The 22,376-nt window shown below is 40.0% G+C and carries 24 protein-coding genes; 13 read left to right on the top strand and 11 right to left on the bottom strand.

The window, feature by feature from the left end; genetic code table 11:
• Positions 1-84: 84 nt before the first annotated feature.
• Entirely contained in the window at positions 85-603 is a 519-nt protein-coding gene (locus BVH04_RS05510) for an acyl-CoA thioesterase (protein WP_086540334.1), read from the bottom strand.
• Between the two features lie 113 nt (positions 604-716).
• Complete coding sequence (locus BVH04_RS05505) at positions 717-1,382, bottom strand: protein-L-isoaspartate(D-aspartate) O-methyltransferase (RefSeq protein ID WP_086540333.1); 666 nt, start codon at positions 1,380-1,382, stop codon at positions 717-719.
• Positions 1,383-1,492: 110 nt separating this feature from the next.
• Here BVH04_RS05505 and BVH04_RS05500 point away from each other — a divergent pair, with 110 nt between their 5' ends.
• Positions 1,493-2,089: a riboflavin synthase gene (locus tag BVH04_RS05500; protein ID WP_086540332.1), complete on the top strand. Its 597-nt coding sequence runs from the start codon at positions 1,493-1,495 to the stop codon at positions 2,087-2,089.
• 365 nt (positions 2,090-2,454) lie between these two features.
• On the opposite strand, the gene BVH04_RS05495 is transcribed toward BVH04_RS05500, so the two are convergent.
• On the bottom strand, positions 2,455-4,824 hold the full coding sequence (locus tag BVH04_RS05495) for a S9 family peptidase (RefSeq protein ID WP_086540331.1): 2,370 nt from the start codon (positions 4,822-4,824) through the stop codon (positions 2,455-2,457).
• 27 nt (positions 4,825-4,851) lie between these two features.
• The gene (locus BVH04_RS05490) at positions 4,852-5,187 is read right to left on the bottom strand and encodes an Hpt domain-containing protein (RefSeq protein ID WP_086540330.1); all 336 of its coding nucleotides are present in this window, start codon (positions 5,185-5,187) and stop codon (positions 4,852-4,854) included.
• Positions 5,188-5,368: 181 nt separating this feature from the next.
• Here BVH04_RS05490 and BVH04_RS25380 point away from each other — a divergent pair, with 181 nt between their 5' ends.
• Both BVH04_RS25380 and BVH04_RS05480 read left to right on the top strand, forming a co-directional pair.
• Positions 5,369-5,527 (top strand): hypothetical protein, encoded by a 159-nt coding sequence (locus BVH04_RS25380; protein ID WP_169714364.1) that lies wholly within the window; start codon positions 5,369-5,371, stop codon positions 5,525-5,527.
• Between the two features lie 69 nt (positions 5,528-5,596).
• Positions 5,597-6,244, top strand: a complete 648-nt coding sequence (locus tag BVH04_RS05480) for a DUF7255 family protein (protein ID WP_086540328.1) — start codon at positions 5,597-5,599, stop codon at positions 6,242-6,244.
• A 283-nt stretch (positions 6,245-6,527) separates the two neighbouring features.
• On the opposite strand, the gene BVH04_RS05475 is transcribed toward BVH04_RS05480, so the two are convergent.
• A complete protein-coding gene (locus BVH04_RS05475; RefSeq protein ID WP_086540327.1) occupies positions 6,528-7,145 on the bottom strand; it encodes a deoxynucleoside kinase in 618 nt (205 codons plus the stop codon).
• Between the two features lie 6 nt (positions 7,146-7,151).
• Positions 7,152-8,042 carry a 3-hydroxyacyl-CoA dehydrogenase family protein gene (locus BVH04_RS05470; RefSeq protein WP_086540326.1) on the bottom strand — a complete coding sequence of 297 codons (891 nt, stop codon included), beginning with the start codon at positions 8,040-8,042 and terminating at the stop codon, positions 7,152-7,154.
• A 176-nt stretch (positions 8,043-8,218) separates the two neighbouring features.
• Here BVH04_RS05470 and BVH04_RS05465 point away from each other — a divergent pair, with 176 nt between their 5' ends.
• On the top strand, positions 8,219-9,055 hold the full coding sequence (locus BVH04_RS05465; protein WP_086540325.1) for a CvfB family protein: 837 nt from the start codon (positions 8,219-8,221) through the stop codon (positions 9,053-9,055).
• Here the strand turns inward: BVH04_RS05465 and BVH04_RS05460 are convergent.
• A complete protein-coding gene (locus BVH04_RS05460; protein ID WP_086540324.1) occupies positions 9,033-9,407 on the bottom strand; it encodes an arsenate reductase family protein in 375 nt (124 codons plus the stop codon). The two genes, BVH04_RS05465 and BVH04_RS05460, sit on opposite strands and share 23 nt — an antisense overlap.
• A gap of 104 nt (positions 9,408-9,511) precedes the next feature.
• Between BVH04_RS05460 and BVH04_RS05455 the strand changes: the two genes are divergently transcribed.
• Complete coding sequence (locus BVH04_RS05455; protein WP_086540323.1) at positions 9,512-10,006, top strand: YkgJ family cysteine cluster protein; 495 nt, start codon at positions 9,512-9,514, stop codon at positions 10,004-10,006.
• Positions 10,007-10,052: 46 nt separating this feature from the next.
• Positions 10,053-10,985, top strand: coding sequence for an ROK family protein (locus BVH04_RS05450; protein WP_086540322.1), 933 nt, complete (start codon positions 10,053-10,055; stop codon positions 10,983-10,985).
• Here the strand turns inward: BVH04_RS05450 and BVH04_RS05445 are convergent.
• Entirely contained in the window at positions 10,966-11,352 is a 387-nt protein-coding gene (locus BVH04_RS05445) for a hypothetical protein (protein WP_086540321.1), read from the bottom strand. The two genes, BVH04_RS05450 and BVH04_RS05445, sit on opposite strands and share 20 nt — an antisense overlap.
• A gap of 2 nt (positions 11,353-11,354) precedes the next feature.
• Positions 11,355-12,587 carry a sterol desaturase family protein gene (locus BVH04_RS05440; protein WP_086540320.1) on the bottom strand — a complete coding sequence of 411 codons (1,233 nt, stop codon included), beginning with the start codon at positions 12,585-12,587 and terminating at the stop codon, positions 11,355-11,357.
• Positions 12,588-12,702: 115 nt separating this feature from the next.
• Here BVH04_RS05440 and BVH04_RS05435 point away from each other — a divergent pair, with 115 nt between their 5' ends.
• The 5 genes from BVH04_RS05435 (at position 12,703) to BVH04_RS05415 (ending at position 19,513) form a co-directional block, all read left to right on the top strand.
• Positions 12,703-13,197, top strand: coding sequence for a DNA topoisomerase IV (locus tag BVH04_RS05435; protein ID WP_086540319.1), 495 nt, complete (start codon positions 12,703-12,705; stop codon positions 13,195-13,197).
• A 23-nt stretch (positions 13,198-13,220) separates the two neighbouring features.
• Complete coding sequence (locus BVH04_RS05430; protein ID WP_086540318.1) at positions 13,221-15,122, top strand: DNA topoisomerase IV subunit B; 1,902 nt, start codon at positions 13,221-13,223, stop codon at positions 15,120-15,122.
• Between the two features lie 106 nt (positions 15,123-15,228).
• Positions 15,229-15,858 carry a SatD family protein gene (locus BVH04_RS05425; RefSeq protein WP_086540317.1) on the top strand — a complete coding sequence of 210 codons (630 nt, stop codon included), beginning with the start codon at positions 15,229-15,231 and terminating at the stop codon, positions 15,856-15,858.
• 308 nt (positions 15,859-16,166) lie between these two features.
• Positions 16,167-18,791 (top strand): DNA gyrase/topoisomerase IV subunit A, encoded by a 2,625-nt coding sequence (locus BVH04_RS05420; protein ID WP_086540316.1) that lies wholly within the window; start codon positions 16,167-16,169, stop codon positions 18,789-18,791.
• Between the two features lie 17 nt (positions 18,792-18,808).
• Positions 18,809-19,513, top strand: a complete 705-nt coding sequence (locus tag BVH04_RS05415) for a TrmH family RNA methyltransferase (RefSeq protein WP_086540315.1) — start codon at positions 18,809-18,811, stop codon at positions 19,511-19,513.
• Here BVH04_RS05415 and BVH04_RS05410 read toward each other — a convergent pair.
• Positions 19,510-20,115, bottom strand: a complete 606-nt coding sequence (locus BVH04_RS05410; protein WP_086540314.1) for a hypothetical protein — start codon at positions 20,113-20,115, stop codon at positions 19,510-19,512. The genes BVH04_RS05415 and BVH04_RS05410 overlap by 4 nt on opposite strands.
• 144 nt (positions 20,116-20,259) lie before the next feature.
• Between BVH04_RS05410 and BVH04_RS26040 the strand changes: the two genes are divergently transcribed.
• Complete coding sequence (locus BVH04_RS26040; RefSeq protein WP_240510838.1) at positions 20,260-20,775, top strand: hypothetical protein; 516 nt, start codon at positions 20,260-20,262, stop codon at positions 20,773-20,775.
• Positions 20,776-21,816: a hypothetical protein gene (locus tag BVH04_RS05405; RefSeq protein WP_240510837.1), complete on the top strand. Its 1,041-nt coding sequence runs from the start codon at positions 20,776-20,778 to the stop codon at positions 21,814-21,816.
• A 54-nt stretch (positions 21,817-21,870) separates the two neighbouring features.
• Here BVH04_RS05405 and BVH04_RS05400 read toward each other — a convergent pair whose 3' ends face one another.
• Complete coding sequence (locus BVH04_RS05400; protein ID WP_086540313.1) at positions 21,871-22,308, bottom strand: peptidylprolyl isomerase; 438 nt, start codon at positions 22,306-22,308, stop codon at positions 21,871-21,873.
• Positions 22,309-22,376: the final 68 nt, after the last annotated feature.

Raw genomic sequence — 22,376 nt, 5'->3', positions numbered from 1 at the left:
AACAAGATCTCCAGACTTAGGTCTGCGACTGATCACTTTCATCTGCTTTGGTGAAGTCCTAATTTATACTTCGACTTTTAATCTTCATTGAAGATTAAAAATGGACTTCAATTCCACAGCATCCTCCGGTTTCATCCTTTTTGCAAGCACCAATCTCAGCTGTCTTCTTCTAAGTGCTCCTTTAAAGTTTTCGATTTCCTCAGGAGTTTCTGGGACCAATTCCGGAATTCTTGAAGGCTTATTGTTCTCATCTACAGCCACAAAAGTGAAAAATGCACGATGTGTCATCACCTTTTTATTTGCAGGAATATCTTCAGCAGTCACTTCTATGAATACCTCCATAGAAGAATTGAATGCTCGGGTTACCTGAGCTTTCAGGGTCACCACATTTCCAAGTGCAATAGGTTCCTGGAAAGAAATATTATCTGCTGAGGCAGTCACCACAATGCTGTTGGAATGCTTCTGAGCAGCTATGGCTGCTGCCACATCCATCCAGTGCATGAGTTTGCCTCCCATGAGGTTGTTCAGGGTGTTGGTATCATTGGGTAGGACCATTTCGGTCATGATCACTGAGGACTCTTTTGCAAATTTTTTACTACTCATAAATCTAAATTTCTACAAAAATAGAAATAAAATTTGGCTGAAAAATTATTGAGTGGGATTATCAAAATTTTATTTCGAAATAATGTCAAATTCTACAAATAGAAAATCTCATATCATTTTCCCCAACCATCTTTTCCTAATAGTGGCACAAAGGCAAATCCCTCGTATTCTTCTTGATCAACCTTCGTATTAGATTTTTTGGTGATTTTCAACATGGCTTGTTTACGCTTATCACCTACAGGGATTACCAATATTCCGCCAATTTTCAATTGTTGAATCAAAGCCTCTGGAACCACAGGAGCTCCAGCGGTTACAATTATTTTGTCGAATGGAGCATAGGCCGGAAGTCCACCCGTTCCATCTCCATAGAAGAGATGCATTTCTATACCTAATCGAGTTAAGAAGCGCTTGGTTCCCTCAAAAAGTTTCTTCTGATATTCTATGGTAAATACTTCTGCTCCAAGTAGATGTAAGATACTTCCCTGGTATCCAGATCCTGTTCCTATTTCCAGAACTCTATCACCTTCTTTGAGTTCCAAAAGCTCCGTTTGGAAGGCAACAGTATAAGGCTGAGAAATCGTCTGACCTTCACCAATTGGAAATGCTTTGTCCTCATAAGCATGAGAAATCAACGCTGAATCAAAGAAATAATGTCTTGGTAACGTATTGATAGCCTGAAGGACACGTTCACTTTTTATCCCTTTTTCCCGAAGCAAAGTCACTAAAGCTCTCCGTTTTCCTTTATGTAAATAAGTGTCTTCGAGTTTGAGTAGGGGCATGTTTTTTTGTGGTTCTGCGGTCGAAGATAAAAGAATATTTGGCTTAATTTGAACTTGAATAGCGCATTTGTTGCTTACTCATTGAATATTTGAAAGTTAAATTCACCTCCATGTTCACAGGAATTATAGAAGCTTTTGGCATAGTAAATAATATAACTCATGATGGTACAAATGTCCATTTTGATTTGGAATCTTCGCTCTCTTCTGAATTGAAAATTGATCAATCTTTGGCTCATGATGGCGTTTGTCTGACTGTGGTGCAAACTACTCCGGATTCTTACCGGGTGACAGCTATCGATGAGACAATCCAGAAAACCAACTTATCACAATGGAAAGTAGGTAAGAAAGTTAATTTGGAGCGCTGCATGCCGGCAAATGGGCGCTTTGACGGGCATATCGTGCAAGGACATGTGGATCAGGTGGGTAAGGTTAAAAATATAACTGATCAAGAAGGCTCTTGGGTTTTTGATCTTGAGTTTGAGCATGGCTTAGGAAATGTGACGGTAGAAAAGGGCTCGATCACGATCAACGGTACAAGTTTAACTTGCTTCAATTCCAGGCCAGGTAGATTCTCCGTTGCGATCATCCCATATACGTATGAGCATACTAATTTTCATCAGCTTGTTCCAGGTGACTTAGTCAATTTGGAGTTTGATATTCTGGGCAAATACATTCAGCGAATCACTAAAGGATACGATTTACCTTAACGCTGAAAATAAGTATCCATGAATCAGATCTTTGCTAATGCAAAAGAAAGTAATAATTAGCTCCCAGCTTAGCTGTAAGCTGATTTCAGCATTTTTTGTACAGGTATTCAGCTTTACACATAGCCCATATCTGCGGAGTTAACTATTGCTAAATAAGTGCTGCCTACATGCAATCCACGGAGGATGAGCACGTCTGTCGCCCTTGGTGAAAAAACTCCAAAAAAAAATGGCTGATCGTATGAACAGCCATTTTTTTTGAAAAATTTAAAGTTTTGATTCCAGCCTGACTTCTATCTCGTTAGTCCTCAGATTACGAATTTACGGTATTCTGAGACTGAAAACTGAGAATGCGACTGCGCCTGTTTCTATTCTTCCAGCAAAGTTGCATTGAACAATTTCAAAATTCGCTTGTATTCATCCGTCCAAGAGCTTGGTTCTACGAAACCGTGATCTTCCACAGGATAGATCGCCATTTCCCAATTGTCTTTTCCCAACTCTATAAATCGCTGTGAAAGTCTCACCACATCCTGGAAGTGCACATTCACATCGACCATTCCATGTGCCATTAGCAAGTTTCCTTTCAGGCCTTCGGCAAAGTAAATAGGAGAAGAACGACGGTAAGCTATCGGATCTTCTTCAGGAGTGTTCAGAATATTAGCTGTGTAGCCATGATTGTAATGTGCCCAGTCAGTTACCGAACGAAGAGCAGCACCTGACTTGAATGTATTGGAGGCATTGAAAAGAGCCATCAACGTGATAAATCCACCATAACTTCCACCGTACAAACCTACACGATCAGGATCGACGCCATGAGAAGCCACTAAGTATTTAACTCCATCTACTTGGTCTGAAAGGTCTTTTCCTCCCATGTGACGATAGATTCCTGTTCTCCAATCCCTACCATATCCAGCAGATCCACGGTAATCAATATCCAAAACAGTGTATCCTAAATCTGTCAATAGATTGTGGAACATGTATTCTCTAAAATAGCTACTCCACCATTTGTGGACGTTTTGCAAGTATCCTGCGCCATGAACGAAAACAACAGCTGCGCCATTCTTCTTGGCTGGATCTGGTGTGTATATTCTAGCTGGCACTTGCGCTCCGTCTTCTGCAGTGAACCTCACGATTTGAGGATCTCTCCAATTATAAGCTTTGAATTCTTCGCTTTGACCAGCCGTCAGTTGTTCTGCTTTTGCACCTACTTTGTTTTCCTGAAGGAAAAGCTCTGCAGGCTTATTACTGTAAGAATAAATGATTGCTAGCTTTTTCTCATCAGGAGAAAGAGACACTTCATTGTTGCCAGTCATGGAAGTAAGCTTTTGCATTTTTCCGCCCATGAGTGGCATCTTGTAGAAATGACGCTCTCCAGGGTTTACTTCAGAAGTAGTCAGGTACCAGGATTTTTTGTCTTTCGAAATAAATGGATCGAAGACCTCATAGTTTCCTGATGTGATAGCTTTCTTTTCTCCGGTAGCTACATTTAGCAAATAGAGGTGAGAATAACCGCTTTCTTCTGACTGGAAGTAGATATGCTCGCTATCAGGAAGCCACCCCATCGTGCCACCAGAGAAAGAATAACCAATACCAGGGCCTGAGATCCAAGCTTCGTCCCGTTGTCTATCCAGTGTAGTTAGTTTTCCAGTCCCAAGATCTACAGAGGCAATCCACCTGTCTTTGTTGTCATTTGAACGGATGTTTATGATTGCCTTTTTTCCGTTAGGTGAAAAGTAAGGACTTGAGAACGCAACATCTCTTTCCTTTTCTTCCCAAGTTTTATCAGGATAGTCAGTTACATAATCAGGTAAATCTTTGATTCCTGGCAACTCAGAAGAGCTGATGAAATACACGGTATCACGCTGCAAATCGTAGATTCCAATTTCCGTTATTGTCGGAGTTGTTCCGACTTTAGATCGCGCATTGAGATCGACAGTATATCCGGAGGCATCTGCATAATCCGGAACGATGGAATTCTTATTACTGGAAGTAGTATAGATAGTGAATGTGGCATAATTGCCATCTGGGGATAATTGCAGGTTGACCGGGCTTTTGCCCTCAGTATAATAGGTGAATTCTTCCTTTTCCGAATCACTGTAAGCATCACGGTAATCTCGACGCATTTTACTCTTTTCTTTTCGCTCTTTTACCACGCCTAGAAGTTCCAGGTTTTCTGATTCTAGCCAATCCACTTTTTCATCCTCATTTTTGGATTTGTCTTTTGGCTTGGTCTCTGTGGAAATATTGGTGACTTTTCTAACAATTTTGGTAGATCTATTCAACACGTAAATATTACTTTTCGAGGTAAATGAGATCTCCATTTCATTTGCCATAAACTTTGGATCATTGAAATTCTCTGGCCATTGGATTAGCAGAGAGGAAGTAAGCGATGACATATCTTCAAGCATCAGCTTCTTATCCACTTGATATACTCGTAGTGACTTGTCAGCATTAAAGTCCTCCTCGCTACGTTCGTTGGCTTTCATTTCTTCCCAACTCACTTTAGAAATTGCTCCTTTTTCGGACAAACCTAGTTTGTATAAGGAGTCTGTAGGATCCTTGTCTCGATTGTATCGGAAGTAAATAGTTTGAGAATCATCGCTCCAAGACGCGGAAGAAGGGAAAGTTCCCATCCAGATAGGATCTCGCATGATGTGTTCTACACTTAAAGTTGATTGTGCCTGAGCTTGCAAAAGGGCAATGCATAGCAAAGGCAGAAACAGTAGTTTTCGCTTCATATTCGCATGGGTTTGTTTATTCTGAAATCAATTAAGTGTTTCAAGAAACTGATTTAGCTCAGTTTCGATTCCGATAAGGTGTGCTTGGAGGGTTTTATTTAAATCCTGATAATTATTTCTGTCGTTTTCAATTTCCTCTAAAATTTTCCGAGTTTTTTGAGCTCCTACATAGACCATAGTAGGTTTGGCTTTGTGACATCGCTTTTTAATGGTAACGAAATCGTCTTGCTTATAAAACATATCCAGTTCCTTCAAATCTTTGATATTGGTTTCTAAAATTATCTGAACCATCTCTCTAATCAACTCTGGCTCATCTTCGCCAAAGAACTGATAAATCGATTGCTCACTTATAAATTGATACATGACTGGATGAAAAAGGGTGTAAAATGTAAAAAGTGGTTTTGATCTATCTTCATAAAATTAGGCACAATTTTGAAATAGTATAATATTCGGGCTAGGACTTTCAATAATTCATGAACAATGGTCACAGATGTCCTATGATTGGTTAATTTTGCGCGACATCAAGTCAAAAAATTTATACGGAATGCAAAGGAATAAGAAGATATTTTTGATCCTGTTTGTGATATTCATGTTGATCATGGGCTGGATCGGCTATGATATTTCCCAGAGAACGACTTTTCCAGGTTCCAAGAGGAATTTGGAGCAGCGAATAGGAGATGACTTAGAAAAGGACGAAAAGTAAACTCTTTGCTACGAATTAGCCTAATGCATTACACTTACTCGGTAGCCTTACTGAGATAAAATCAAGTCAATGGATAACTTAATGACCCGTCAGCTAGACCTTATTTTGCGTGAGGGCGAAGTGGATTTTGAGCGGGATTTTGAATTAGAATTAGAGCCAAAATATTTGGATCAGAAAGGTCATAATTGGTTGAAGGAAATTTACGAGGATTTAGGAGGGGCTGGGAAAATGCCCTTGCTGGAAAAGTTGAAATTCGACTTCAAAATCAATCGAAATTTGTTTGTGTATGACGATGAAGTACACTTTAATAGATATCGACTAATTACTTTTAAGTCAGATCTTTATTTAGAATTAAATTTCCCTTTTCTAGAAACTCAAAAAAGGCTGTGTAGAAGCTATGAGAAGGAATGTCTGAAAGTAGGAATGCAGCAGAGAATCTGGAATGGTGCTCCAATCGCCAAGCATAGTTTTGGCGAGCCAAGTGAGCCTGGAGATTTCTCTGGAAATGGTGGTATTGGATGGAAGCTTTTGGCGTATAATGATGCTCAATTTGACTTGCAGACAAGGATTCATGGCTACAAGCTTTTTCGAATCACTCCTTTCGAAACCCTTATGACAGGAGGATCACTTAAGCGTCTGGATCAGTTGCTAATCAATCCAAAAGAAGAGCAGCGGACTATGCTTTTGAACTGGTTTATGAGGAAATATCAATGCTAGAATAAAAAAAAGTTTTAACCACGGAGCTTTCAGAGATTTATGCAGAAGGCACAATTGAGATATCTAAGATTAAGAGACATTACTCTAAGTCAGCTAAAATCAAGTTAAGTTCAATTCAATTTCCAAATCTGAACTTCAAAGTAACTTATCAAAAGAGTGAGTGTAGCTAGGCTGATACGATTATTTTTAACCACCTGGACACATAGAAACCATAGTTATCACTTCATAATCGCTATGAAATCTATGTGTCCAGGTGGTTTAATAATTTTTGTCCTTAACTCCATTAGGAAAACAATCCAAAAATCTCCCGCTCAACTTTTTCAACTACCATAGAGAAGTCACTTGGATTCTCAACAAAATCAAGGTTATTGACATCTATGATCAACAATTTACCTTCCGTATAGCCAGCGATCCATTCTTCGTAGTGGGTGTTGAGGTTTTTCAAATAATCTATCCTCATGGTCGTCTCATAGCTTCTTCCTCGCTTTTCTATCTGACCCACCAGCTTTGGAATATCGGCTTTCAGGTAGATCAAAAGATCGGGAGCTTTCACATGAGCAATCATGCTTTTAAATAGATTTTGATAGTTTTCATAATCCCGTTCAGTCAAAAGCTTGCTTTTATATAGGTTGGCTGCGAAGATATAAGCGTCTTCATAGATGGTTCTATCTTGAATCGTTGCGCTTTTGCTCTCCTGAATTGCCGTGATTTGGTTGAATCGGGAATTGAGAAAATACACTTGCAGATGAAAAGCCCATCTCTTCATATCCTCATAGAAATCAGGAAGATATGGATTGTCATCTACAGCTTCAAATTCAGCTTTCCAGCCATAGTGTTTGGCTAGCTTTTCGGTAAGCGTGGTCTTCCCGCTACCTATATTTCCCGATACAGCGATGTGCATTATTTTTTATTTTGTGAAGCGTGGAGAAATGACAGAGTCTTTGCTTCCAGCAGTGTATTTGTAAAAACCTTCTCCTGATTTCACTCCTTTGAATCCAGCTTCGACCATATTGATTAACAGTGGACATGGAGCATATTTTGGGTTGCCAAAGCCATCATTTAACACTTTAAGAATGGAAAGGCATACATCCAAACCAATGAAATCTGCCAATTGCAGCGGCCCCATTGGGTGTGCCATGCCAAGCTTCATCACCGTGTCTATTTCATGCACACCGGCCACACCCTCAAAAAGAGTGTAAATCGCCTCGTTGATCATCGGCATCAGAATTCTATTTGCCACAAAGCCGGGATAATCATTGACTTCGACAGGATCTTTGGAAAGATTGGCTGAGAGACTCATGATCTTGGCTGTCACCTCATCGGAAGTGGCATAGCCACGAATTACTTCCACCAGCTTCATCACAGGAACTGGATTCATAAAGTGCATACCAATTACCTGCTCTGGTCTTCTCGTAACAGCAGCTATTTTGGTGATGGAAATAGACGAAGTATTACTTGCCAAAATTGCAACATCTGGGCTGAATTGGTCTATTTGACGAAAAAGATCCAGCTTGATTTCCATATTCTCAGTAGCGGCTTCCACTACCAAATCAGCGGATTTAACACCGGCTTCCAAAGCTGTGAATGTTTTGATTCTACTTAAGGCTGCATTTTTTTCGTCTTCTGAGATCAATCCTTTACCAACTTGTCTATCTAGGTTTTTGGTAATTGTAGCTAGGGCTTTGGTCAAATATTCCTGCTTGATATCGATCAAACGGACATTATAACCATGCTGAGCAAACACATGTGCGATACCATTTCCCATCGTGCCAGAACCAATGACTGAGATGTTTTTCATAAGAAGGTGATTAAGATTAAAGTTAGAATTTGGGTCTGTTTCAACGGATATAGCCAATTGAAGAGTTCAAAGCTAATCCCGACAGTCACCAAATCCAATTTTTTAACTTTCGATCCCTGACTTTGTTTGTCGCAAAAGTTCAGTTTCGAACTGCGATTATTGCCTACCTTTGAGTCATGAAAGAACTTGGTTTAATTTCAAAATTACCCATAAATAGATTTACGGACTTCGGAGCCTACCTAGCTCTCAGTTCTGGAGAAGAACTTTTGCTACCTAAAGGTTACCTTAAAGGAGAGGAGAAAGAAGGAGATGAGATCGAAGTATTTGTGTACACAGATAGTGAGGATCGTCCTGTTGCGGTGACTCAAAAGCCATTTGCGCTCTTGGATGAGTTTGCTGTTTTGGAGGCCAAAGAAGTCACTTCTTTCGGAGCATTTGTGGATTGGGGTTTGCCGAAAGATCTTTTCGTACCAAAATCTGAAATGGGTAAAAACATGGAAGTGGGCCAGAAATACTTGGTCAGGATCTGTGTGGATTTTAAGACCAATCGATTAATTGGAGTAAATAAGTACCGGGATTTCATGCGTCTGGCACCGTTTGACTGGGAAGAAGGAAAAGAGCTTGAAGGAGTGATTTTTGAGGAAAGCGACTTGGGTTTCAAAGTTTTGATTGACAACGAATACGAGGGATTGCTTTTCAAAAATGAAATTTTTCAGCCTTTGGAACTAGGTGAAAAGCGTAAAGTCTATGTGAAAAAGAACCGTGAAGATGGGAAGTTGGATTTGCAATTACTGCCTCCAGGTAGGGTGAAATACGACGAAGGATCAGAAAAAATACTTGCTATATTGGAATCAAATGGCTTTTTGCCCTTGCATGATAAATCAACTCCTGAGGAGATTCAGGAGCAATTGAGCATGAGCAAGAAGCATTTCAAACAATGCATTGGTCAGCTGTACAAAGCTAGGATGATCCAAATAGAGTCGGATGGGATCAGACTAAATGCATCGAATTAAGCTTTAAGATATCGGTAGGAGTGATGCAGAGAATTGCCCTGTTCCGAAGACTTGCAATTGGTGCTTTAATCAGATTTGGAGATTTGATTAAGATATTGAGCCAGCTTTCATCATCCCAGTTTTTTCCAGCAATGAATCGCTGGTAATCCGGATGAGCTCGATTGAGTAGATCTTTAGCTCTGAGATTGAGTTTCACTAATAGCATATTCCACTGAGTGGCTGTGAGCCTCTCTTTACTTAGGTCAATTGTATTCACAAATGGAGAGATTGACTTTGCGTAAGCAAGCGTTTGCTTATCTACTAGCTGTGTAGGCGAATGATAGAAATACAACTCTGAAGGATGTGTTTTCATGGCTTTTAGGGATTATATGCTTTTTAAGATACTGAAAATCTACCTTTTATAAAAGAATTATTTTTCTTAAATAGCTTTTAAACATCATTTAACTTCCTGAGAAATTGGAAATTGACCTTGATAATTTCGGTAAAGAGAGCAGATCAGAATATTCTTCTAATCAAAAATTAAAGACTAGACTTAGAAAAGTAAAGCCAAACGTCTTGGACGAAAAGTTTGAGAATCTTCATGTAGAGGTTTTTAGAGAGCTCGATTGCCTGGACTGTGCGAACTGCTGTAAGACGACAAGTCCTATTTTTTTGAATACAGATATAGATCGATTAGCAAAAGTATTTCGGATGAAAAGCAGTGCTTTCATTGATGAGTATTTACATCGGGATGAGGAAGGAGATTTTGTGCTAAATTCTTCTCCCTGTACTTTTTTGGGTGCGGACAATAAATGTCTAGTATATGAGGATCGACCCAAGGCTTGCCGAGAATATCCACACACGAATCGTAAAAAAATGCATGGTATTTTGGAGCTTTCGCTTAAAAATACCCTCGTTTGTCCTGCAGTTCTCAAAATTTTCCAGCAGATTGGGAAGGATTATAGGAAGTAATACTTTTCTTTTGCTTTTTTGAAACCATAAACCTATTAATAATACTATGCAAAAGCAGGAAGCACATTTCCTAGGAGTGGACGTGGGTGGAACTCACTTGAAAATTGGCCTTGTAGATAGAGAAGGCAATATTATAGACTTTGTAAAGGAAGAGACCGCTTCTTACCGTAATAATCCTGAAGGATTTGGACCTGCATTTATAGCAGGTTTAGAGAAATATCTATCTAAATATCCACAAGTTAAAAATATCGGAATTGGCCTGCCTGGCATGATTTCCAAAGACAGAAACACTGCTCTTGAAATCCCTGCTATTCCTGCTCTAAACGGCTTTAATCTGAAAGGCGGGCTTGAGGAGAAGTTCCCGAAACACGAATTTTTCTTGGAAAATGACGCTGCTGCAGCTGCCATAGGGGAGTTTTATTTTGGAAAAGATGATCCTGCCCAGAATTTCCTGTTTATCACCATGGGAACTGGTATTGGCAGTGCCTTGGTATTGGATGGTGAAGTATTCAAAGGCTCCAGAGGCAACGCTATGGAGATGGGACACATGCTTTCCAAAGGAGCTGCAAGACTAGAGACACTAATCGGAAGACAAGGGATCTTAAATATCATGTCTCGCCTCATAGATGCTTACCCTGAAAAGGCCGGCGTCCTAGTAGGAGCTGAACTAGGAACACATCTTCTAGTGGATACTGCAAAAGCTGGAAATCCAGTTTCTTTGATGGTATTTGAAGAAGTCGGTAGGATTTTAGGTGAAGCGATTGTTTCAGCCATCCGTATTTTAGATGTAACTGACGTGTATTTTGGTGGCGGAATTTCTGCTGGTCTGGAGTTTATGATGCCTACCCTTGATCGCACGATAAAGCAATATCTGACGCAGTATTATGGCAAGGATCTGGTTTTGAAAAAAGCCACTCTTGAAAATAACGCGGGCACGCTGGGAGCAGCTGCACTGTGTTTTATGGGTTCTGGGTTGTAATAGTCACCTCAGAAACTTTACTTATAGCATTCAATCGAAAAAGAACTCTTAGGGGTTCTTTTTCTATTTCTACCCCATCGCAAGCTTCACTGGGCTCCAGGAAATAGGAGAAAAAAGTTTGACTTTTATCTACCAATTCTACTCGATCCGGACGTCCAAAAGTTTTGATTAAAGCTTGGTTGTCCACTCCTAAAAAAGAGTTCTTTAACCGCTCAAGCTCTTCCAAATCCTGCATTCTTAGACTCTTGCAACCGTAGTGATCAGATTTCCAATTTTCCATATCCATACTCCCAGTGTCTCTTTTGGAGCTACAGGAAAAAGCAACGGAAAGAGATAGTATTGAAAAAAGCAGAAGGGTTCTATTCATGATTATAGAGAAATGGAATGTATTTGTGATTTGAGTTGCTGATTTTTCCAGAGCCAAAAGAAGGAAGCTAGGCTGTAAGCGCTTAAAGCTCCGACTATAATAGGCAAAGGTAGGAGAGATTGAATTAAGAAAAAGACAACTCCTGAAAAAGCCAATATTCTCAACACCTCTTGGGGTAAGTACCAGTTTCTCTTTTCAAACACTCCCGAAAAGCTCACCGTAGTCCAGATGATTAAGGCAGTTACGAGCACTTTAGGTAGCCAGGTAAAGCTATCGACTTTGAAGAGAAATAACCCTGTAAGTACTAAGACAAAAATATACTGGGCAAAAACGTACCAGTTCAAAGAGGGGGGGACGACTGTGTCAAATTTTTGAAAATCCGCTTCTACTTCTTTGGGGGCGCGATAGCCTCCAAGGTAATCAGGTAGCCAGCCAGGCTTATAGAAGAGGTATTTCACGCGATCCGACCAATTCGGAATCATCTTGAGTTCTTCTTTCATATTGGCATAGTGCGCCAGATTCACCCAGACTGGATTCCAGCTTTTGACTGGAGTGGTGATTCCATAAATAGGCTTTTCTTCTTCCTCTTTAAAAGTGCCAAACCACTTGTCAAAAATGATGAAAGTTCCCGCGTGGTTTTTGTCGATGTATTTGGGATTTCGGCCATGATGGACACGATGATGGGAAGGTGTATTCATGAATTTTTCCAGGAATCCCATTCTATCTATTGCTTCAGTATGAATCCAAAATTGGTACAACAAATTGATTCCTGAAGCTAATATCAACATGACTGGATCAAAGCCAAGTAAGGCAAGAGGGAAATAGAAAAAGAACGTCCAAATGGTCTGCGTGCTACTTTGTCGAAGGGCTACGGAAAGATTATACTCTTCACTGGAATGATGCACCACATGGCCACCCCAGAATAAATTAATCTCATGACTCTTCCGATGTGCCCAATAGTAGCAAAAATCATAGAGGAAAAATAAGAGCAGGAATGTCCAAACATTATTTGGAATGTGATAGACTGCAAGGTTCTCATAGATCAACACATAAATTCCTATTGAAAGGACTTTGATGAAGACTCCTGTCACTTGGGATACTACGCCACAATTGATATTTGTAATTGCATCGTTAATTCTATAACCAGGATGTTTTTGAAATCTGAGTGCAATCATTTCTATTGCCATTAAGATGAAATACATCGGGATCGCGATCACTACTGGACTGAGGTTCATTATATTGAATGTTTTTGCGAAGCTACTTGTCAAAGATAAAGATAAAAGGAACACGGATAAGTCTGATTCTGTTTGGGCAAATCCTTTATATTAGCGCATTCAATTCGCCTCAATTATGTATTACCGATTCGGAAAAGCCTTTTATTTTCTCACTGTCGTTCTCTTCATTTTCTTCCTTTTGTATTTCTATTCTGCAATGCCAGAGAAGGTTAGTTACAATTTTGATGAAAATGGATTATCACCCGAAAAGCTTAGCAAAGAGACTTTTTTTTATGGAATGATCGCCATTTTTATTATAATGAATGTGATCGTACTACTTCCTCCAAAATTACTTGAAACCAAAAATCACAAAGGATTGATCCGAATTTTCCCGATAGGGGATAATTTTCGAGATTATTATCTGGGTTGGTTTTATTCCTTTGGAGGTATACTCAATATGAGCTTAGGCATGCTGGTGTTTTATACTCATGCTATCAATAATCAAGATGAAATCGCCGCTAGCCAGTACAATTTCTTCTTTTACCTTATTCCTGGGCTTTTCGTCGTCTGGGTGATTGGATTGTTTGCGATCCTGGTGGGGAAATTCAATCAGGTGAAAAATAAGTCTTGACGATAATTAGGATCAAATAGAATATGGCTGAAGCAGTTAAATATACAGAAGACAGTATCAAATCCCTTGATTGGAGAGAGCACATCAGACTAAGACCCGGTATGTACATCGGTAAATTGGGTGATGGAAGTGCGCAAGATGATGGGATCTATGTCCTAGTGAAAGAGGTATTAGACAACTCCATTGATGAGCACATGATGGGCTACGGGAGAACTATAGATGTGAAAATCTCCGAACATAAAGTAGAAGTTCGGGATTATGGCCGAGGTATTCCGCTGGGAAAAGTGATCGATTGTGTATCCAAAATCAATACCGGTGGCAAATACGACTCGGGAGCTTTCCAGAAATCTGTAGGTCTGAATGGTGTCGGTACCAAAGCAGTGAATGCACTTTCCGATTTTTTCAAAGTACAAGCTTATCGTGAGGGAGATACCAAAGTGGCTGAATTCGAAAAAGGCATCTTGGTAAGCGATCCTCCGATCAGCAAATCATCTGATCGAAATGGTACCAAAGTGATATTTTCTCCTGATGGAGGGATTTTCAAGAATTACCACTTCATACCAGAATACCTTGAAAATCAGATTTGGTACTATGCCTATCTGAATGCTGGTCTTACCATTAATTATAATGGCAAGAAGTACTTCTCCGATAGAGGACTTTATGATCTGCTTTCCAATAAGATTGACGAGGAAACTCAGAGATACCCAATCATTCACCTGAAAGGAAATGATATAGAAATGGCTCTCACTCACTCCAATCAGTATGGAGAAGAGTATTATTCTTTCGTAAACGGGCAATATACAACCCAAGGAGGAACGCATTTGGCAGCATTCCGAGAAGCACTGGTTAAGACAGTTCGTGAGTTTTTCAAGAAGGATTACGATGCTTCCGACATTCGCCAAAGTGTGGTAGCTGCAATTTCTATACGTGTTCAGGAACCAGTTTTCGAATCTCAAACCAAGACAAAGCTAGGTTCTCAATCTATTGGTCCTGATGGCCCGACCGTGCGAGCCTTTATCAATGACTTTTTGAAGACTGACCTTGATAATTACCTACATAAAAACCCGGCAGTTGCTGATGCACTATTGAAGAGAATTCTTCAATCTGAGCGCGAACGAAAAGAGATTTCTGGAATTAAGAAGCTTGCCAATGAACGGGCGAAAAAGGCCAATCTTCATAATAAGAAGCTGAGAGATTGCCGCGTTCACTACGACGATCCAAAGGCAAACGAGGACGTGAAAGCGAATACAATGCTCTTCCTTACCGAGGGTGACTCTGCCTCGGGATCTATCACCAAATCACGTGATGTACAGACTCAGGCTGTCTTTTCTCTTAGAGGAAAGCCATTGAACTGCTTTGGAATGACCAAGAAAGTAGTATATGAAAATGAAGAATTCAATCTTCTTCAGCATGCCTTGAATATTGAAGATGGAATCGAGAATCTTAGGTATCGTAAAATTGTAATCGCAACAGACGCTGATGTAGATGGCATGCACATTCGCTTGCTGATCATGACTTATTTCTTGCAGTTTTTCCCTGATCTGGTGAAGAATGGGCATTTATTCATCCTTGATACCCCGCTTTTCCGCGTGCGAAATAAGAAAGAAACGATCTATTGCTACTCGGATGAAGAGCGACAGCGAGCTATTCATAAGCTTGGAAATAAGCCAGAGATTACCCGATTCAAGGGATTGGGAGAGATTTCTCCGGAGGAATTCGGTGGATTTATTGGAGAGGATATTCGATTGGAACCAATTATCCTGAATAAGGAAACAAAGATTGTTGACTTGCTTACTTTCTATATGGGGAAAAACACGCCTACTCGTCAGAATTTTATAATCAAGAATCTTAAAATTGAGAAAGACTTGGCCCTGGATGACCCTAAGACCACTGAGGGGACTGAAGAAGAAAATGAAGCCGCTTAACTTTTGCGTATAAAATGCAATAATTTTCAAAATTGTATTAATTATGCAAATCTATTTTAAATTGCATCATATTTACAATGATTTAATGATGTAAATTAAATGCCTTATGAGAGAGTGGATACTTATGGGAGATGTGGTCAAAAGCAGCGATGCTGACCAATTAGCCCTACAAAAGAATTTCGCTGAGCTTATCAGAATGGTTAACGATTCATTCAAGGAAGTATTAGCATCACCTTTGACGATTACATTAGGTGACGAATTTCAAGGGATTGTAAAGTCCGTAGAAGCTGTTGCTTTCGTCCTTGTAGCTTTGGAGGAATATAGATGGCAGCTAGAAATACCCATTCTGATTAGATATAGTGTGACATTGGGAGAGATTGATACAGAGATTAATCCCGTAATCGCCTACGGAATGCTGGGTTCTGGATTTGCAGAAGCCAAGGAGGCACTGGTGGAGATGAAGTCAGCCGAAGATAGATTAATGCTGAATGGGGATTTTCCCCAAAAACGCCAGATGGCCTTATCACTCAACCTTCTCTTGGAATTACAAGAGCAGTGGAAATGGAAAGACAAGGACATAATTAAAGGTTATTTTAAGTTTGAGGACTACAAAAAAGTAGCAAAAGACTTAGACAAAGATGTTTCGCTGATGTGGAGACGATTTAGATCTTTAGATTTCTCTTCTTATCAAAAAAGGAAGAAGCTTGTCAATCTGATATATGGGGACAGAGATTAGGTTTATTGGTTTTTATTAGGCTTCTGAAGTGCCCGCTTATTTCATCTTTAAGCGTGTGCGAATGAAGTATCTAAAAAACTATGGCTTAAACGTCCAATGTGGAATGAAATAATTGAGCGGATCTTTATTTAGCTCTGTCTGATTGCCGGTGTTTACTATAGATTGACGCTATTTGGCGCTTTGAAAATCGGTACAAGAATCAAAGCAGATTAAAACAAAATTTCAAATGACTATTTCCTAGTCGGAAATATGATTTCTGTTGGACTGGTTTTATTGACTTTCCAACTTTATAAATACTGGACTGTAACATGAGTGACGAAAATAATTTATCTGAGAACGGAGACGAATCGCTGCACACTTCTGTCCCTGTGACAGGAATGTACAAGGAATGGTTTCTTGATTATGCTTCATATGTAATTCTAGAGCGGGCTGTTCCAGCAATTGAGGATGGTCTGAAGCCTGTACAGCGAAGAATCATGCATGCAATGAAGGAGATGGATGATGGCAGATTTAATAAAGTTGCCAATATCATCGGTCAATCCATGCAGTTTCACCCACATGGTGACGCTTCCATCGGTGATGCAATAGTAAATATGGGTCAAAAGGACCTGCTAATAGAAACCCAGGGAAACTGGGGTGACGTAAGGACTGGTGACCGAGCAGCGGCTGCTAGATATATTGAAGCTCGACTTTCCAAGTTTGCTCTTGAGGTATTGTTCAATGCGCAAACTACCGAGTGGCAACTTTCTTACGACGGTAGAAAAAGAGAGCCAGTTACGCTACCTGTCAAATTCCCCCTTTTGCTGGCGCAGGGTGTAGAAGGTATAGCGGTGGGACTTTCTACCAAGATCCTTCCACACAACTTTTGCGAGTTGGTAATTGCTTCTATTGAGATCCTTAATGGAAATAAAACCAATGTACTACCAGATTTTATCACAGGAGGATTTGCAGACTTCTCCGAATACAATGAAGGTCTAAGAGGTGGTAGAGTAAAAGTTCGAGCAAGAATTGAAGAAGAAGATAGTAAAACACTTTTAATAAAGGATATACCATTTGGAGTGACTACAGATACTTTGATTGATTCTATCCTGAAAGCAAATGATAAGGGTAAAATTAAGATCAAAAAAGTAGTCGATAACACTGCTAAAGATGTGGAGATAGCGATTCAGTTGGCGCCTGGAGTTTCTCCTGATGTTACGATTGATGCGCTGTATGCTTTCACAGATTGTGAAGTGTCTATCTCGCCAAATGCTTGCGTGATTATCAAGGATACTCCAGTATTTCTCACTGTAAATGATATTCTTGAATACAATACCAAGCAGACCAGAGCTCTTCTCAAGCGCGAGCTAGAAATTCGCAAAGGTGAGTTGATGGAGAAGTTGCTATTTTCTTCCCTAGAAAAAATATTCATCGAAAACAGAATCTACCGAGACATAGAAGAGTGCACTACTTGGGATGATGTTTTGAAAGCTATAGATGAAGGTTTGGATCCCTATAAGCCTGATTTTTATAGAGAAATCACCACGGATGATTTGGTTCGCTTGACAGAGATCAAGATCAAGCGTATTTCCAAATTTGATACGTTCAAAGCAGATGAGTTGATGAAGCGACTTCAAGATGAGCTGAAGGAAGTGAATCACCATTTGAGACACCTGACCGATTATGCGATAGCATACTATGAAAACCTGCTGACAAAATACGGTAAAGGCCGAGAGCGTAAGACTGAAATCAGGACTTTTGATGCTATTCAGGCCAATACGGTGGCGGCAAGCAATGCGAAGCTATATGTAAATCGTGCAGATGGCTTTGTAGGGTACGGGCTCAAAAAAGATGAGTTTATATGCGATTGTTCTGATCTAGATGATATCATCGTGATTCGAAAAGATGGTGTGTGCATGGTTTCCAAGATCCAGGAGAAGAATTTCATGGGCAAGGATATTTTGCATGTAGCCGTATTCCGAAAAGGTGATGAGCGAATGGTATATAATTTCATCTACTTAGATGGAGGAACTGGCCGTGCGATGGTGAAGCGTTTCCAGGTATTGGCTGTCACTAGGGACAAAGAGTACCTGCTTAACAAAGGAAGCAAAGGAAGTAAGACGCTTTATCTCACTGCCAATCCAAATGGAGAAGCAGAAATTATCACCGTTTATTTGACTCAGGGAGCAAAGGCACGGGTCAAGGTTTTTGATTTTGATTTCTCTACAATTGAAATCAAAGGAAGAGGAGCAGGAGGAAATATTCTGACTCGATACCCAATTCGGAAGATTCAATTGAAGATGGAAGGTGTCTCCACTTTGGGAGGATTGAATATCTACTACGACTCAATTGTGGGTCGATTGAACACGGATGAGCGAGGGAAATTGATAGGCAATTTCCTTGGAGACGATAGAATTTTGGTTTGTTACAAAAGTGGTGATTATGAATTGACCACCTTTGAATTGACTAATCGATACGATGCTTCAAACATTGTATTGATCGAGAAATTTAATTCTGATAAAGTGCTGTCAGCTATTTACTTTGATGGTGGAAGTAAAACCTATTATATAAAGCGTTTCCAAATCGAAACGACTACGCTAAATAAGAATTTCAATTTTATTTCCGATCATAAGCAGTCTTATCTGAAGCTAGTCTCTACCGAAAAGCAACCTCAGGCTCGCGTCACTTTGATCAAAGGCAAAGAGGAAGAAGTGATGGAGTATGATTTGGATATGTTGATCGATATCAAAGGATGGAAAGCTTTAGGGAATAAATTAAGCACTTATGAAGTGAAAGAGCTAAGCTTAATAGAGTCCAAAAAGGCTGAGGAATCAAAAGAAACAGAGTCAGAAGGAAAGGAAGATGAAACGGATTCTGATGATGATCTGGAAATTGGATCTACGATAGATTTGTCTGTAAAAAAAGATGATGATGAACAATTGGGGCTATTTTGATAGTCTCATTTTTTTAAATGCAGGAAAAAAATCACTTAGAAACTATCGACCAAGGCTGGCTGGATTATTTGAGCCAATTCATCACTGAGCATAAGAAATCAGTGATGGAGAAAGTGCTCGCGCAAAGAACGCGGTTCATGACTGTAGTCTTGGAGGATATTTTCAAAACTCATAATGCCAGTGCGGTTCTCCGAACCTGCGATTGTTTTGGGATACAGGATGTGCATGTCATTGAAAAGGTGAATGCATACAAAATCAATCCTTTTGTGACCCGAGGAGCTTCTCAGTGGATTGATTTATACAAGTATCACAACAAAGAGGGTACCGCCGTCAAGGATTGCTTTTCTAGCCTCAGAGAAAAAGGCTATAAGATCTATGGAACTAGCCCATTGCCAGGCTCAATTTCAATTCATGATTTGGAACCTGATGAAAAGATTGCACTGGTATTTGGAAATGAGCACGAGGGAATAAGTGCCGAAGTGCAGCAAAGCGTCGATGGATTGGTGCATATTCCTATGCTGGGCTTCACTGAGAGCTTTAATATTTCAGTTGCCGCTTCAATATCACTTTACGAACTAGTAAAAAAAGTAGAGAACTACGATCATCCTGATTTCTATTTGACAGAACATGAGAAGCAAATTCTTAGAATGAAATGGTTTAGATCTGTGGTAACTAGAGCTGATTTGCACGAAAAAGCCTATCTGAAATCAAAGAATACCTAATTCTTCTTTTGGAAAATAGAATTGATCTGCTCATTTAAAGGCACTTTCTGGGACTTGTTTTTTGCCTTTTGCCGCCGTCTTTGCTTTTTCTTTTGCTCCTTACTTTTCACCAATACCATGCGGGCAGAGATACCCACTTGTCCTCTATAAAATTCCTCACGGCCGACTAGATTTATATTAGGCTTGTAATCTATAGAAATGGCAGTATTCAAAAGCGTGAGTTCCAGTCCTCCTATCAAGTCTATTCCTGCTGTAGAATTCCCGTAAGTATGTAGAATTTGATTGCTTTCCTCGTCTTTCACAAAGGTTTCCTCCATACCCAAAGACCCGCCAACCCCATAATAATAATTAAATCGCTTGGAGATAATGGGACGGTGCTTTTCCAACAATGCGGTAAAAGTAGTGTTCCTCTTAAAGTCTGATTGAAGGATACCTTCTACGGTAAGTCCCTTTGTGATTCGTTGCTGGGCGGTCAGGCCGACTGTTCTATAGTTGCTATTATTACCAAATCGAAGTCCAACGGCAGTTCCATAACGCTGAGCCTGTGCGACGGATAGAGAAGCAAAGAAGACGATAGTGCAAAGAGTAAGGCGTGCTTTCATAGACTGATGTTAAAGGAATGACTCTTGTTCAATAACTATTCCAAGAAAGTCATGAGGCATCCAACCAACTAGTTTCGAGGACACTTTGAGAAAAAATCTCCTAACTTAGAATTCACCTTTTTCTGCTTTAAATCCATCTACTCTATGAAGAAAATTCTTCTTTTCCTTTTCAGTCTAACTTTGATTTTGGTTGTGGCTGCCTGGCTTGTTTCACTTTACCAATTCAGGGATCGGCACAAAGACTACCGGATCGACCTGAATCTTCAATCTAGCCAGAATGATATCCAAGCTGGTTTTGCCAAAGTGGACATTAGTCCCGAGATCCCCGATACTTGGATAGATGCCAATGGCGATTCAAGGTATAATCCGGATGATGGGGATACTTATTTGGATGGTAATGGGAACGGAAAATTCGATGGTGTTTGGTTGGCAGGTTTTCATACGGCGCGAGCGGCTCAAGCAGTTTTAGATCCGCTATGGGCAAGAGCTATGGTATTGGATGCAGGAGATGTCAAGATGGCTTTGGTAGTCATCGATATGATTGGTTTTGGCAATGATGAGGTGATTGCTACTCGAAAAATGATCCAACAATCAAATCCCTGGTTGGACTATGTCACTATATCGAGTACGCATGTTCATTCCTCACCAGATTTAATGTGAATGTGGGGAGCTTCGGAATTCGAAAGAGGAGTAGATCCCGCTTATCTTTATCAGGTTCAAGAAGGTATAAGAGATGCCGTTAATGAAGCATTTGAAAAACTGAGACCGGCTTTCTTTAGATTTTCGGAAGAAACTGAAAAATTGAAGCCTTTTGTAGGGGATACCCGGGACCCTCAAGTTTTCGATGCTGGTCTGAAACTCATGCAAGTATTAGATGCTGAAACATTTGAAACTATGGGCACTATTATGAATTGGGGAAATCATCCCGAGACGCTGTGGTCGGAGAATATTCAAGTGAGTTCTGATTTTGCTCATCATTGGAGAGAAATGGTGGAAAACGGGATCGTCGAAAAAGACACTGTTTTGATTGAAGGTGTGGGCGGAATTGCGATATGGCTAAATGGTGCGATCGGAGGATTGATGACAACCCATCCTTCCATGGAAGTGATTGATCCATACTCCAAGGAAAAATTTAAAAAGCAAAATCCGGATAAAATTGTAGCCCAGGGTAGAGCATTAGCTAAAGTCACGCTGGAAACACTTCGAGATAGTTCGTATGTTGAAGTGTATAAAGCCAATCTATCCATTCGAGCGGAGACTATTGAGCTGAAAATGGATAACAAACTTTTTCATCTTGCTGCGTATTTGGGGATTTTTGATCGCGGTTTTACAAAGTGGAAACATATACGATCCGAAGTTTCGGCATGGAAACTCGGTCCCGCTACTTTTGTACATGTGCCGGGAGAGCTTTACCCAGAGATTTTGCATGGGGGAATAGAAAGTCCAAATGGTGGAGACTTTGGAATAGAACCGTTGGAAGTTCCTACTATTCAAAGTCAAATACCTGGTCAGTTTAAGTTTTTTGCTGGTATGTCAAATGATATGGTCGGGTATATTATTCCAAAAAGTCAATGGGATGAAGTCGCTCCTTATACCTATGAGAATCAAGACAGACCTTACGGAGAGGTCAACTCCCTAGGACCGGAAACTGCCCCAAAAATTCATTCGTCAGTAATAAAGATTTTAAAGGAGTTCAAATGAAAAAAGGCTCCATTCTTAAACGAATGGAGCCTTTTGGCTTTAAGTCTCTGGTTTTTATGATTCGGAGATCGTGATTTTCTCGATTTTGTCTCCTGCTTTGATCTCGTCAATTATGTCCAAGCCTTCAACTACTTTGCCGAAACAAGTGTGATTTTTGTCTAAATGAGCTGTGTTATCACGGCTATGGCAAATAAAGAATTGAGATCCGCCAGTATTTCTGCCAGCGTGTGCCATAGAAAGTACTCCACGGTCATGATACTGGTTTTCTCCGTCTAGTTCGCATTTGATGTGATAACCAGGTCCACCAGTTCCATTTCCTTTAGGGCAACCTCCCTGAATCACAAAATTTGGAATAACTCTGTGGAATGTCAATCCATCATAAAATCCTTTTTTTGAGAGATCAATGAAATTTTGAACTGCAATAGGGGCATCTTTCTCGTAAAACTCCACTTTCATGGTCCCTTTCTCTGTAATCAATTCTGCTGTCTTCATCTTTATAGGTTTCGTTATTTTCTGATCTGGATTTTTTTAAATTTTCAGGAATACAAAAATATAATAAT

The organism is Algoriphagus antarcticus (assembly GCF_002150685.1).
Taxonomy (GTDB): Bacteria; Bacteroidota; Bacteroidia; order Cytophagales; family Cyclobacteriaceae; genus Algoriphagus; species Algoriphagus antarcticus.
Note: the sequence above shows the minus strand (reverse complement) of the source record. Positions and strands in the feature narration are given on the sequence as shown.